The organism is Mycobacterium timonense (assembly GCF_025821985.1).
Lineage (GTDB): Bacteria > Actinomycetota > Actinomycetes > Mycobacteriales > Mycobacteriaceae > Mycobacterium > Mycobacterium avium.
This window is the reverse complement of record NZ_JACKSY010000048.1, coordinates 59,502-72,612: the sequence shown is the minus strand read 5'-3', so window position 1 is coordinate 72,612 and position 13,111 is coordinate 59,502. Positions and strand designations below refer to the sequence as shown.

The 13,111-nt window shown below is 69.1% G+C and carries 13 protein-coding genes; 5 read left to right on the top strand and 8 right to left on the bottom strand.

The window, feature by feature from the left end; translation table 11 throughout:
- Positions 1–10 precede the first annotated feature (10 nt).
- A complete protein-coding gene (locus H7I87_RS13755; RefSeq protein WP_011725027.1) occupies positions 11–856 on the top strand; it encodes a class I SAM-dependent methyltransferase in 846 nt (281 codons plus the stop codon).
- A gap of 18 nt (positions 857–874) precedes the next feature.
- Here H7I87_RS13755 and H7I87_RS13750 read toward each other — a convergent pair whose 3' ends face one another.
- Positions 875–1,696: a glycoside hydrolase family 16 protein gene (locus H7I87_RS13750; protein WP_011725026.1), complete on the bottom strand. Its 822-nt coding sequence runs from the start codon at positions 1,694–1,696 to the stop codon at positions 875–877.
- Positions 1,697–1,936: 240 nt separating this feature from the next.
- Here H7I87_RS13750 and H7I87_RS13745 point away from each other — a divergent pair, with 240 nt between their 5' ends.
- Positions 1,937–2,158, top strand: a complete 222-nt coding sequence (locus H7I87_RS13745; RefSeq protein ID WP_085988254.1) for a hypothetical protein — start codon at positions 1,937–1,939, stop codon at positions 2,156–2,158.
- A 188-nt stretch (positions 2,159–2,346) separates the two neighbouring features.
- Here the strand turns inward: H7I87_RS13745 and H7I87_RS13740 are convergent, their stop codons facing one another.
- A complete protein-coding gene (locus tag H7I87_RS13740; RefSeq protein ID WP_370445545.1) occupies positions 2,347–2,985 on the bottom strand; it encodes a cutinase family protein in 639 nt (212 codons plus the stop codon).
- A gap of 191 nt (positions 2,986–3,176) precedes the next feature.
- Here H7I87_RS13740 and H7I87_RS13735 point away from each other — a divergent pair, with 191 nt between their 5' ends.
- The gene (locus H7I87_RS13735; RefSeq protein ID WP_009976859.1) at positions 3,177–3,836 is read left to right on the top strand and encodes a class I SAM-dependent methyltransferase; all 660 of its coding nucleotides are present in this window, start codon (positions 3,177–3,179) and stop codon (positions 3,834–3,836) included.
- 4 nt (positions 3,837–3,840) lie between these two features.
- Here H7I87_RS13735 and mmpH read toward each other — a convergent pair whose 3' ends face one another.
- Genes mmpH through manT form a run of 3 tightly spaced genes read right to left on the bottom strand, consistent with a single transcriptional unit; the run spans position 3,841 to position 6,900 of the window.
- Positions 3,841–4,911 carry an MMP endo-(1,4)-3-O-methyl-alpha-D-mannosidase gene (gene mmpH, locus H7I87_RS13730; RefSeq protein WP_033725091.1) on the bottom strand — a complete coding sequence of 357 codons (1,071 nt, stop codon included), beginning with the start codon at positions 4,909–4,911 and terminating at the stop codon, positions 3,841–3,843.
- Positions 4,898–5,656 (bottom strand): class I SAM-dependent methyltransferase, encoded by a 759-nt coding sequence (locus H7I87_RS13725; protein WP_011725023.1) that lies wholly within the window; start codon positions 5,654–5,656, stop codon positions 4,898–4,900. The genes mmpH and H7I87_RS13725 overlap by 14 nt, the downstream gene beginning before the upstream one ends.
- Positions 5,650–6,900, bottom strand: coding sequence for an MMP alpha-(1->4)-mannosyltransferase (gene manT / locus H7I87_RS13720; protein ID WP_023861605.1), 1,251 nt, complete (start codon positions 6,898–6,900; stop codon positions 5,650–5,652). The genes H7I87_RS13725 and manT overlap by 7 nt, the downstream gene beginning before the upstream one ends.
- 333 nt (positions 6,901–7,233) lie before the next feature.
- Here manT and H7I87_RS13715 point away from each other — a divergent pair, with 333 nt between their 5' ends.
- Entirely contained in the window at positions 7,234–8,049 is an 816-nt protein-coding gene (locus H7I87_RS13715) for a DUF1906 domain-containing protein (RefSeq protein WP_010949301.1), read from the top strand.
- Between the two features lie 52 nt (positions 8,050–8,101).
- Here H7I87_RS13715 and katG read toward each other — a convergent pair whose 3' ends face one another.
- From katG to H7I87_RS13700, 3 genes are all read right to left on the bottom strand, one after another.
- Positions 8,102–10,348 carry a catalase/peroxidase HPI gene (gene katG / locus H7I87_RS13710; RefSeq protein WP_009976853.1) on the bottom strand — a complete coding sequence of 749 codons (2,247 nt, stop codon included), beginning with the start codon at positions 10,346–10,348 and terminating at the stop codon, positions 8,102–8,104.
- Between the two features lie 36 nt (positions 10,349–10,384).
- Complete coding sequence (locus H7I87_RS13705) at positions 10,385–10,825, bottom strand: Fur family transcriptional regulator (protein WP_023861604.1); 441 nt, start codon at positions 10,823–10,825, stop codon at positions 10,385–10,387.
- 93 nt (positions 10,826–10,918) lie between these two features.
- Positions 10,919–12,202, bottom strand: a complete 1,284-nt coding sequence (locus tag H7I87_RS13700; protein ID WP_011725021.1) for a L,D-transpeptidase — start codon at positions 12,200–12,202, stop codon at positions 10,919–10,921.
- Between the two features lie 122 nt (positions 12,203–12,324).
- On the opposite strand from H7I87_RS13700, the gene H7I87_RS13695 reads away from it, so the two are divergent.
- Positions 12,325–13,104, top strand: coding sequence for a hypothetical protein (locus H7I87_RS13695; RefSeq protein WP_011725020.1), 780 nt, complete (start codon positions 12,325–12,327; stop codon positions 13,102–13,104).
- The last annotated feature ends 7 nt before the right edge of the window (positions 13,105–13,111 follow it).

Below are 13,111 nucleotides of genomic sequence, written 5' to 3'. Positions count from 1 at the left end.
TAACGCACGTATGTCAGGCCCAGGGCACACCATCACCCATGTTTCCGACACGGCGCGCTGGACGGCGTTGCACCGGGCCACCGAATCCGCGCGGCCCGACGCGATTTTCTGTGACCCGCTGGCCGAACGTCTCGCCGGTGACCACGGCCGCGCGATCGTCGACCACGTGCCGCGCACGACGCGCAACGGGTGGTGGCTTGTCGCGCGGACCAAGATCATCGACGACGCCATCGCCGAGGCCATCGCCCAGGGCTGCGACCGGGTGCTGAACCTGGCCGCCGGGCTGGACACCCGGCCGTATCGGTTGAACCTGCCGCCCGATCTCACCTGGGTGGAGGCGGACCTGCCGGCGTTGCTCGCCGAGAAGACGCAGGTCCTCGCCGACGAGGTGCCGCGCTGCCGGTTGACCCGAACCGCAGTCGACCTGGCCGACGGGGTCGCCCGGGACGCGTTTTTGAACGAGGCGCTGGACGGTGCGACCAAGGCGCTGGTGCTCACCGAGGGCCTGTTGATGTATCTGGACGACAGCGACGTGTCCGCGCTGTCGGCGGCGCTGCAGCGGCCCGAGGTCCGCTGGTGGATGCTCGACTTCGCCGGACCCGGCCTGAAGAAGATGATGAACAAGAAGATGGCGGGCATGCTGGCCAACGCGCCGTTCAAGTTCGCCCCGGACAACGGGTTGGCCTATTTCGAAAACCTGGGTTGGCGAACGGTCCAGGTGGAGGCGCTGTATTCGGCGGCCCGCCGGCTGCGGCGCTTGCCGCTGGTGATGCGCCCGCTCGGCTGGCTGCCGCAGCCGGATCCGCGCCGTCCGGGTCGCCGGGCGTGGAGCGCGGCCGCGCTGCTGACGCACTGACGGCGCCGGCGGGCATTGCTACCAGACGCGGATCCAGTCGATGAGCATGTCCGCGGGATAGCTGCCCGGGCCGGGGTCGCCGCCGCCGGACCCGGCCACCGCCAGGTTGAACACCGGAAAAACCGTGTAGCCCGGGCCGTTGAACGGCCAATCCGGCAGCGAACTGGCGGGCACGTCGAAGTACGGTTGCGCGCCGTCGACGTAGTCCTTCCAGAACCGGATGCCGGCCTCGTCCCACTGGCATCGCCAGGTGTGCCAGGCGCTGTCCACCGCGATGTTGTGGGTCTTCCACTCGCCGCCGTTGGCTTTGGCATGCACGGTGGTGGCCGAGGGCCAGTTGCCGTTGCCGTACCACTCCATGACGTCGATTTCGCCCTGGTCGTCATTACCCAGCCAGTAAGCCGGCCAGGCGCCGGCGGTCAGGCAGTCCAGTTTGATCCGGGCCTCCCAGGTGTGGCCGACGCCGCCGCGCCACAGACTCTGCACCTTGCCGCTGTAGTAGGTGGGGCCGTCCTTGGCGGCGCGCAGCACCAGGTTGGACTTGCCGTCGAGGAAGACGTTGCGGCGGTCGTCGCGGTACTGCCCGATGTTCTCCGGGCGTTCCCAGTAAGTCGGATCCTTAATCGTCTCGCGGGCTTTGGCCACCGCCCATTTGGACGCGTCCGGCGCCGAGCCGGCCGGACCGTCGAACTCATCCTGGAAGAGGTAGGTCCCGGATTGGCCGCTGGGCGCCGCGGGCGGCGGGGCCGGACTGGCCCCGGCTCTCGGGTTCGGCAGCGCCGCTGCCAGCACTCCGATTCCGGTGGTCACAATCATGCGGCGGCGATCGATCTCCGGCATAAGCAAGGGACCCTAGCAGCCCGCCGGCGCGGATTCGAAACGGCAAATGTGTCGGTGGTCGTCGCTATCGTTCGGTCCGGCCGGCATGGACGGCGGCGGGCAGTGGCACCGGATTGCGCATATGCGAATTCACGGCCAATTCTCATCCTGGCGGATGGTTTGGTCTCAGGATTCGGCGGGCATTCTGGAATCACGATCCGATAACCACTGTCCCGGCTTTTGCGAGTGGTGCTGAGAGGAGTGACGATCGTGGCGAATACATCAGAAGGCACGGTTATTTTCCTTCAGTCCCATCCGCTATGGGCCGCCGCTCAGCGCCGCGAGCGTGAACGCAGTGAAGCGATGCGTCGCCACCCGTCCTACCGCGCCCGGCAGCGCGCCGCGGCCTCGGGCACCGGCAATCCCGTCGTTCCGATGACCCGCAACTTCAAGCTGTATTCCAGCGGTAACACTCCGGCGTGAATTCGAAGCCCTGAACTGTGGGGGCCGGAATTCGGCTTCGCCGATCTGCCAAGCCTCGCGCGCCCCGGAATTGAGACTTGCCACCGCGATTTGCGCGCGACCCGACACCGAATTCCGCACGTGCCCGGATAACCGCGCCGCGACTGCGGGCGCCGCGGCGATCGGCTCGGCAACGCCGGTGCCGTCGATCAGAGCTTGCCGGCCACGAAGTCGGCGGCCTGGTCGGCCATGCCCGCGTCGATGTAGGCGCCGGCGAGATGCTGCGGCCAGTTCTGCTTCCACGTGTTCGGGTCGGCCGGGTTGCAGATCGGGTCGGCGCCGTGGCACAACTCGATGGTCCGGTCGTTGTAGGTCGGGTTGAAGTTGGTGATCGGACCCACCCACTGGCTTCCGTTGCCGAACAACGCGACGGCGGCGATGTGCTGGTCTACGCCGGGCGGCAGCGGGCTGTCGAATCCGAATGCGCCGATGGGTGCCGCGAGCACCACGTCGGTGACCGCCGCGCCGAGCGAGTAGCCCCCCAGCACCAGCCGGGTGTCCGGGCAGCTGTTGACCATGTCCTGAATGTGGCGGCTCATGTCGTTGGCGCCCTGGGCGACCTCAGTGTCGGCCGGGTACTGCACGGCGTAGACGCCGACGGTCCTGTTCACCCTGGACCGCAATGCGCTGATGAACGCATTGCCCAGCACGCCCGGTCCGGGGGACTCGTTGCGGCCGCGGGCAAACACGACCTGCACCGGGGTGCAGTTCGCGGCGGACGCGGGCGCCGCCGCCCCAGGGGTGCCGGGCGGGAGCAGCAGGGCGGCCGCCATGGCAACGGCCGTCATGGCAACAGCGGCGGTCACGACGGCCGGGCGGACGGCACCGGGATCACGGGTCAACGAGGCGCGCACACCGATGATGTTAAGGCGCGGTCGCTTCGCCCGCCGGACAGCCGGTGCGCCGGCCCGCGGTGATCGCTCAGCGCGAACATCGACCACGGTGACGGCGGTGTCGCGCAAGGCGATAGGTTCGGCTGATGAATCACGTCGACGAGCGTTTGTTCGCCCTGGCCGAACAGGTCCAGGGTTTCATGCCCGCCGAGGAGGGACGCGCGCTCTACGACACCGCGCTGCGCTACCTCGACGGCGGCACCGGCGTCGAAATCGGCACGTACTGCGGCAAATCCACCCTGTTCCTCGGCGCCGCGGCCCAGCAGACCGGCAGCGTGCTGTACACGGTCGACCACCATCACGGCTCCGAGGAGCACCAGGCCGGCTGGGAATACCACGACGCCTCGTTGGTGGACGAGGTGACCGGCCTGTTCGACACGCTGCCGACGTTTCGTCGCACCCTGGACGCCGCCGGGCTGGACGACCACGTGGTGGCGGTCGTGGGGAAGTCACCGATCGTGGCCCGGGGCTGGCGATCACCGCTGCAGCTGTTGTTCATCGACGGCGGCCACAGCGAGACCGCCGCGAACCAGGACTTCGACGGATGGGCCAAGTGGGTGACGCCCGGCGGTGCGCTGGCCATTCACGACGTCTTCCCCGACCCCAGGGACGGCGGCCGGCCGCCGTATCACATCTATTGCCGGGCAATCGATTCCGGTCAGTTCAGGGAGGTGTCGGCCACCGGGTCGCTGCGCGTGCTGGAGCGGATCGGCGGCCGGGCGGGCGAGCCGGTCGAACAGGACTAAAGCGTCAGCGGCCGCTGGCCACGCATTCGCAATCGAAGTCGGTCTGCAGGCCCACCGGCAGCGCCTCGCCGCGGAAGATCCCGGCGCCGGCGGTGGCATCCGACAGGGCGTCCGCCGCCAGGATCATCGCCGCGCCCGTCCACGTGGTGCGCTCCTCGGGCCAACGTTTTCCGTCCGCGAAAACCAGTCCCGTCCAATATGATCCGTCGCCCTCGCGCAGGTGTTGCATCGCGGCGAACTGGCGATGAGCCTCGGAGCGCCGGCCCAGTGCCTCCAGCGCCATCACCAGCTCGCAGGTTTCGGCGCCGGTCACCCACGGGCGATCGCCCACGCACCGGATGCCCAGGCCGTCGACCACGAAGTCGTCCCAGCGCTGCTTGATCCGGGCGGCCGCCGCCGGACCGCGCACGGCGCTACCGAGAATGGGGTAGTACCAGTCCATCGAGTAGCGGTCCTTCTCGGTGAACGCCTCCGGGTGCGCGGTGATCGCGTGACCCAGCCGGCCCAGCGCCAGCTCCCACTCCGGCTGCGGGTCGTCGACCAGGCCGGCCAGCGCCAGCGCACACCGGATGCTGTGGAACACGCTGGAGCACCCGGTCAGCAGAGCCTCCGGCAACAGGCCGGCTTCGCTTCGCGCCCAAGCGATCTCGCCGTAGCCGACCTGCATGTCGATGACGAAGTCGATGGCCTTGCGCACCACCGGCCACATCTCGGCGGCAAACGAGTCGTCACCGGTGACCAGCACGTGATGCCACACCCCGGCGGCGATGTAGGCGCAAAAGTTGCTGTCGCTGTTGGCGTCTTCGATGACGCCCGCGCGGAATTGGATGGGCCAGGAGCCGTCGGGCCGCTGGGTGCGACGGCTCCATTCGAAGGCCGCCCGGGCCGGCTCGAGCAGCCCGGCGGTGGTGAGCGCCATCGCGCACTCCACGTGGTCCCACGGATCGGTGTGGCCGCCGTCGAACCAGGGGATGGCGCCCGACGGTTCCTGCTCGGCCGCGATCGACAGCGCGGTCTGCCGGCATTCCTCGGGTGTGAGCACCCCGGGGACCGCGGGCAGGCTAGACCGATGCAATGGAATATCCCGCGGTCGCTTGGCTTTTCGCGTCCTGTCGTTTGACGAAGTACATCGCCACGCTCTTGCCCACCAGCGGGTTGAGCAGCGACTCGGCCAGCTGGGTGATCTTGGGTCGCCGCATCAGGTCCCAGACCAACAGCTTGTGGTAGGCGGCCACCGCGCGGTGATCGGTGTTGTGTACGCCCACAGCGCATTTCAGCCACCAGAATGGGGAGTGCAGGGCATGGGCGTGATGCGCGTGGGTCAATGTCATTCCCCCGCTGAGGATCTTGGCGCGCAGGTCGCTGGCCCGGTAGATGCGGACGTGGCCGCCTTCGTTGCTGTGGTATTCGTCGGACAGCAGCCAGCAAACCCGCTCCGGCAGCCAGCGGGGCACACTGACCGCCAGCGTGCCGCCGACCTTGAGCACCCTGATCAATTCGGCGATGGCGGCGTCGTCGTGCGGGATGTGCTCGAGGATCTCCGACGCGATGACGCAGTCGAATGTCTGGTCGGGGTAGGGCAGCTTGAGTGCGTCACCGACGACCACCGTGGCCGACGCGCCGGCCGGCGCCTCGCCGCTGTCGGCCATCGCGCGCAGGACGGTGTCGACCGAACGCAATTCGGCCTCGTTCTGGTCGAAGGCGACGACGTCGGCGCCGCGCCGGTAGGCCTCGAACGCGTGCCGGCCCGCGCCGCAGCCCACGTCGATGACCTTGCTCGACGGCCCGATGCCCAGCCGGTCGAAATCGACCGTCAGCATGGCGCCCGGCCCGCTGCGTTGCGCGCGATCGCGCGCTCGTAGACCCGAACGGTCTGCGCCGCCACGGCTTCCCAGCTGAACACGTCGACCGCTCGGGTGCGGCCCGCCCGGCCCAGGCTGCGGCGCTTTTCCGGCGAATCCAGCAGCTCACCCAGGGCGCGGGTGAGGGCGTCGACGTCGGCGGGCGGCACCAGCTCGGCGCAGGCGCCGTCCGTGCCGAGTACTTCCGGCAGTGCGCCGACCCGGCTGGCGACGATCGGGGTGCCGCTGGCCATGGCTTCCACGGCCGGCAGCGAAAACCCTTCGTACAGCGAGGGGATGCAGGCGACCTCCGCGGAAGCGAACAAGGCGGCCAGCTCGGCGTCGGACAGCCCGCTGGTGATGTGCACGATGTCGGAGATCCCGAGCTCGGCGATGAGTTTGTGGGTGGGGCCGTTGGGTTCGACCTTGGCCACCAGCCGCAGCTCGAGGTCCCGCACGGTGCGCAGCCGGGCGACCGCGTGCAGCAGGGTGCGGACGCCCTTGAGCGGCGTGTCGGCGCTGGCGATGGCGATGATCCGGCCGGGCTGGCGCGGGCCCGAACCCGGCTTGAACAGCTCGGTGTTCACCCCGAGCGGCACCACGTGCAGTTGCTCGGGGGAGACCCCGAAATCGGAGATGATGTCGGCCGCCGACGACGACGAGACCGTCAACAGGTCGGGGATGTGGCGGGCGACTTCCTGCTGCATGGCCAAAAACCCATACCAGCGGCGCACCAACGGTTTTCGCCACCATCGTGCAGCGGCCAGATCCAGCACCCGATCCCGGGTGATCGGATGGTGCACGGTGGCCACCACGGGAAGTCCCGAGCCGGCGATGCTGAGCAGGCCGGTGCCCAGGCTCTGGTTGTCGTGCACGACGTCGAAATCGGCTGTGCGCCCGGCAAGTAACCGCGCGGCGCGCAGCGTGAACGTCCGCGGTTCGGGGAAGCCCGCCGTCCAGGTGGTCAGCAGTTCCAAAAGGTCGATGGAGTCCCGGATTTCGCTCGGCCGCGGCACCCGGAACGGGTCGGGTTCGCGATACAGGTCGAGGCTGGGCACCTCGGTGAGCCGGACCCGCGGGTCGAGCAGGTCGGGATACGGCTGCCCGGAGAACACCTCGACGTCATGACCGAGCTCCACCAGGCCGTGGCTGAGATGGCGCACGTAGACGCCCTGTCCGCCGCAATGGGTCTTACTACGGTAGGACAGCAGGGCAATTCGCATACTCAACTCTTCTTTGCTGGAAAATGACCGCGGAATGGCGCCGAATCCATCGCGGTCAACGGACTCCCGAACTCCGCGACAGCAAACTGGACATGTGTCCAGACTATAGTTCGATCACCTAAGCGAGCGCAACGAGTCCGGAATCCGCCGTCCCGCGCGTAGGCGGCTCCCGGGATGTCCGACACGCAAAGATCATGCCACTGGCTCGTGGGCGTCCTCCGTCCGACCGGTCGGTGGCCGGCGCGCGGCGCGCCCGGCGGCGCACCGGCCGCGCCCGGCTGACCGGCGGCGACGACCCGAAACCGCGACCGCGGGTTTTGCTACCATCGCGCGGTGCGGGATTCGGCCGGACCGGGTGCACGCGGCGATCGACGACCGCCGTCACGGCGCGAGGTCCTCGGCTACGCCGCCGGCTGTGCCCTGGCGCCGGTGCTGCTGAGCCTGGGAGCGGTGGCCGGCGCGGGCGGTCCGACCGCCCGCGCCGCCGGGTTGAAGCTGATCGACTTTGCCGAGCGCAGAATCGCGCCCGAGGAGATCAAGGCGGCCGGCTACGACGGCGTGGTGAACTACGTATCGCTGTCGCGGCCGGGCGCCGACTTCGAGGCCAAACCGCTGACCCGGGACTACGCCGACGCGCTGCGCGCCGCGGGGCTGCACATCGTCAGCAACTTCCAGTACGGCAAGCCCGGATGGCCGGACCCGTCGGATTTCACCCGCGGCTACGACGGCGGCGTCGCCGATGCGCACACGGCGACGCAGTTGCACGCCGCGGCCGGCGGCCCGGACTCGGCGCCCATCTTCTTCAGCGTCGACGACGACATCGACGCCGACACGTGGAACAACGTTGCGGTGCAATGGTTTCGGGGGATCAACTCGGTGCTGGGCGTCGGCCGCACCGGCATCTACGGGCATGCCCGGGCGTGCGGGTGGGCGATCCGTGACGGCGTCGTCGGGCCGTCCAGCACTCCCGGCCACCGGTGGGCGTGGCAGACCCGGTCGTGGTCGCATGGCGAGCGGGAGCCCGCGGCGGTGCTGTACCAGGCCGTGGTCAACAGCCCGGGCAGCCCGGGCCCGCTGCTGGGCGGCATCAACGTGGACGTCGACGACGTCCTCGCCGCCGACTACGGGCAGTGGGACTTCGCGCGGTGACCTAAATGCACGACACCCCGCGAGCCGGTGACTCGCGGGGTGTCGCCCGGTGTCACTTCAGGTCGAAGCGGTCGTTGTTCATCACCTTGACCCAGGCCGCGACGAAGTCCTCGACGAACTTGCCCTGGTTGTCGTCCTGGGCGTAGACCTCGGCCAGCGCCCGCAGCACCGAGTTCGAGCCGAACACAAGGTCGTTCGCGGTGGCGGTCCACTTGAGCGCGCCGGTGGCCCGGTCGTGTCCCTCGTAGACGTTCTCGGCGGTCTCCGACGCCTTCCACTCGGTGCCCATGTCGAGCAGGTTGACGAAGAAGTCGTTGGTCAACGCGCCCGGCCGGTCGGTGAACACGCCGTGCTTGCTGCCGCCGTGGTTGGCGCCGAGGGCGCGCAGCCCGCCGACCAGCACCGTCATCTCGGGGCCCGTCACACCGAGCAGGTAGGCCCGCTCCAGCAGCAGCTGCTCGAGCGGGGCCTTCTCGCCCGGCCGCGCGAAGTTGCGGAATCCGTCGGCCCGCGGCTCGAGCACCGCGAACGAGTCCACGTCGGTGCTCTCCTGCGAGGCGTCGGTACGCCCGGGCGCGAAGTGCACCGAGATCTCGTAGCCGGCGTCCTTGGCCGCCTTCTCGACCGCGGCCGAGCCGGCCAGCACGATCAGGTCGGCCAGGGAGATCTTCTTACCGCCGGACGCCGACGCGTTGAAGTCCTGCTGGATCTTTTCCAGTACGGGCAGCACCTTGTCCAGCTCCGAGGGCTCGTTGGCCTCCCAGTTGCGCTGCGGCTGCAGGCGCAGCCGTCCGCCGTTCGCGCCACCGCGCTTGTCGGTGTTGCGGTAGCTGCCGGCTGCCGACCACGCGGTCTTGACCAACTGCGGGACCGAGAGCCCGGAGGCGAGCACTTTGTCCTTCAGGGCGGCTACGTCGTTGTCGTCGACCAGCGGGTGGTCGACGGGCGGAACCGGGTCCTGCCACAGCTGCGGTTCGGGGACCCACGGCCCCAGGAACCGCGAGACCGGTCCCATGTCGCGGTGCAGCAGCTTGTACCACGCCTTGGCGAAGGCGTCGGCCAGCTCCTCGGGGTGGTCGAGCCAGCGCCGGGTGATGTCGCGGTAGATCGGGCTCTCGCGCAGCGAGATGTCGGTGACCAGCATCGTGGGCGCGCGGCCCGGCCCGCCGAACGGGTCGGGAATGGTGCCCGCGCCGGCGCCGTCCTTGGCGGTGAACTGCCAGGCCCCGGCGGGGCTCTTGGTCAGCTCCCACTCGTAGCCGTACAGGGTCTCCAGGAAGGTGTTGTCCCACTTGGTCGGGGTGGGCGTCCAGACCACCTCCAGGCCGCTGGTGATGGCGTCCTTGCCCACGCCGGTCCCGTACGAGCTCTTCCAGCCCAGACCCTGTTGTTCGATCGGGGCCGCCTCGGGCTCCGGGCCGACCAGGTCGGCGTCGCCGGCGCCGTGGGTCTTGCCGAAGCTGTGGCCGCCGACGATCAGGGCTGCGGTCTCCTCGTCGTTCATCGCCATCCGGCCGAAGGTCTCACGGATGTCGATGGCCGCGGCGATCGGATCCGGCTTGCCTTCGGGCCCTTCGGGATTCACGTAGATCAGACCCATGGTGGTGGCCCCGTAGGGCTGTGCCAGCTCGCGCTCGCCGGTGCCCGGGTAGCGCTTGTCGGTGCCCAACCATTCGTCCTCTTCACCCCAGAGGATCTCCTCGGGCTCCCAGACGTCCTCGCGGCCGAACGCGAAGCCGAAGGTCTTGAATCCCATCGACTCCAGCGCGCAGTTGCCGGCGAAGATGATCAGGTCCGCCCAGGAGATCTTGTTGCCGTACTTCTTCTTGACCGGCCACAGCAGCCGCCGGGCCTTGTCCAGGCTCACGTTGTCCGGCCAGCTGTTGAGCGGGGCGAACCGCTGCATGCCCTGCCCGCCGCCGCCGCGGCCGTCGTGGATGCGGTAGGTGCCCGCGGCATGCCAGCTCATCCGGATGAACAGGCCACCGTAGTGGCCGTAGTCGGCGGGCCACCAGTCCTGCGAGGTGGTCATCACCGAGATCACGTCGGCCTTGAGCGCCTCGACGTCGAGCTTGGCGAATTCCTCGGCGTAGTCGAAGTCTTCGCCCAGCGGATTGGCTTCGGCGACATGGGGGTGCAGCCTGGACACGTCGATCTGGTTGGGCCACCAGTCCCGGTTGGTCAGGGGGGCATTCGACTTCGGGTGCGGCGAAGGGATTGCTGGGTTTTCGCTTTCGCTTTTGCTGGCCGTCCCGGTGTCTGGTTGGGGTGGGCGGCTGGCGGATGTATCAGATGACACAGCATTCCTTTCGAGGGTGGGTGAATCGGGCTGCGATCAAGAACCTGCCGTCGAGCAATCGGCGCACAGGCCCCAGTAGATGACTTCGGCCTCGTCGAGGACGAAGCCGTCGAGAACGTTGTCGTCGTCCGACGGCGTCAGGCAGGGAGCCTCGCCGACCGCGCAGTCGACGTCGGCGATGGTCCCGCAGGACCGGCAGACGACGTGGTGGTGATTGTCGCCGACCCGCGACTCGTAGCGGGCGACCATGCCCAGCGGTTGGATGCGCCGGACCAGGCCCACGGCGGTCAGCGCGTTGAGCACGTCGTACACGGCTTGGCGGGACACGTCGGGCAGGGCCATTCGCACCGCCGAGAAGATCGTCTCGGTGTCGGCGTGCGGGTTGGCGTCCACGACTTCCAGCACGGCAACCCGGGGCCGGGTCACCCGCAGATCGGCCATCCGCAACCTGTCCGCGTAATCGGCCGTCGATGACACCGCACCAGAATGACGCACTTATTTGGAACGAGTCAAGAGTTTATTGTGAAGTGGAGCACAACAGCGGATGTCCAATGAGCTGCATCACCCACCTCAGGTGGGTTTGAGCGCGGAGCCCCGACGCCACTGATCCCAGCTCAGCGTCCAATCGCCGTTCTGCGCCAGCGTCAGCGGCGGCCCGCCGCTGTTGCGGACCTCGACCACGTCGCCGGGCACCGAGAAGTCGTAGAACCATTTCGCGTTGTCGGCGTTGAGATTCAGGCAGCCGTGCGAGGTGTCCTGGTGGCCCTGCGCCCACACCGTCGCGTCGAGCTCGTGCAGATAGATACCGTCCGAGCTGATCTTGGTTGCGTAGTTGATGGTTTCGCGATACCCGAGCCGGGAATTCTTGGGCAACCCGAACGTCGAGGAGTCCATGACGACCGGGTTGCCCTTGTCGAGCACGGTGTAGACGCCCGGCGGGGTCCACAGCGAAATCGACCGACCGCCGATGTTCTCGGTGCCGCCCATCCCCATGGACGTGGGCATGGTGCGCACCAGGACGCCATTGTCGAACACGCTGACCTGGTGGGTGGCGTCGTCGGCGATCGAGACGTGCGCGTCGCCGATGCGGAATGACACCCGGCTGTCGTCCTGCCCGAACAGGCCGTCGCCCAACGCAATTCCGTAGATCTTCGCCTCGGCAGTGACGGTGGTGCCGGGCGCGTAGTAATGCTCGGGGCGCCAGTGCGCGTTTTGGCCGTCCACCCAGAACCACGAGCCCGTGACCTTCGGATTGGTGGTCACGGTCAGGTGCCGCTCGGCGGCGGCCCGGTCGGCGATCTGCTCGTCGAAGTGCGCGACGATCACCGTCCCGACGCCGTAGCTCGCGCCGTCGCGCAGCGGCGATTCCGACGTGGTGGTGAACGACACCTTGGTCTGGTTCGAGGGCCGCAGCGTGGAGAACGTCGAAACCTGTTTGGTCTCAACACCATCGGTGCCGCGGCTGGTGATCGTCAGCGTGTAGTTGCGGCCGTAGCCCAACGCGACGGTGGGTTTCCACACCAGGTTGTCGGGGGTCATCACGCCCTGCACCGCCGTGCCGCCCTCGTTGACCATTTCGACGCCGGCCAGGGTGCCCGTCTCGGCCTTGACCAGCACCGGCGCGATGGGGTCGACATTCCGCGCGCCGGGGCCCGGGGTGATCCTCACGCGCGCCGGCCCAGTGGTTTTCGGGGCGGCACCGCCGGGGCAACCGCCGTGCGGGCACGGTGCGGCCTCCGCCAGTTGGATAGCGCCGGCCACCGCGACGACGACGAACACCGCGGCCAGGAATCGGCGCGGCCGGCGGACGCCGAGGATGCGGCCGACGAGCCGATCGCTGCTCTTGGACGCCATGACGCTGTTCGAATCCCGCTTCCTCATCACCCGCCGACGATGGTGTGCTCGATGTTGTAGGTCAGGTATCCCGGGACGTACCGTTTTTAAACCGACCGGCATCCGCGGGAGAGCATGGCTTCATGGCCGACGAGGACCTCGACACTCTCTACTGGGCGCCGCCGCAGCAGTTCACCGCCGAGCGCGCCCGGCTGGCCGCGGCGGCCTCGGCGCGTGGCGACGATGCCGGGGCCCAACGGATTTCGGCGGCCCGCAAACCCACCGCGGCGGCCTGGATCGTCAACCGGTTGGCCTTGCGGCACAAGGACGCCCGACAGCGACTGGCCGACCTCGGTGAGGGGTTGCGGGCCGCGCACGCCGCTTTGGACGGGACGCGCATTCGCGAATTGTCCGCCGAGCAGCACCGGCTCATCGACGAACTCACCGGCGCCGCGCTGCGGGCGGCCGACGTGCGCACGCCGTCGGCCGCCGTCCGCGAAGACGTGACCGGCACGCTGCAAGCCGCCGTCGCCGACCCGCAGGTGCGGGCGCGCCTGGGCCGGCTCACCCGGCCCGAGCGGTGGTCGGGCTTCGGTGACTTGGGTGACTTGGCTGACGTGGGTGACGCCCCGAGCCCCGACCGAAAGCCGGCGCGCGCCGCCGCGCAGAATCGGCACGCGCAGCGGCTGCGCGCCGCCGTCGCCGCCGCCGAAGACGCCAAAGCCCGGGCCGACGCAGAGTTGTCCGAGGGCAAGGCCCGACGCGATGCGGCCCGGCAGCGGCGCGACGCGGCGGCCCGGGAACTGCGGGACGCCGAGCGGGAACTGCGCGGCGCCGAGGGCGACTACGACACGGCGGAAAAGGCCAGCCGCGCCGCCGCGGAAACGCTGCAGCAGGCCAGGGCCCGGCTACGACAGGGCTGAGCCCGCG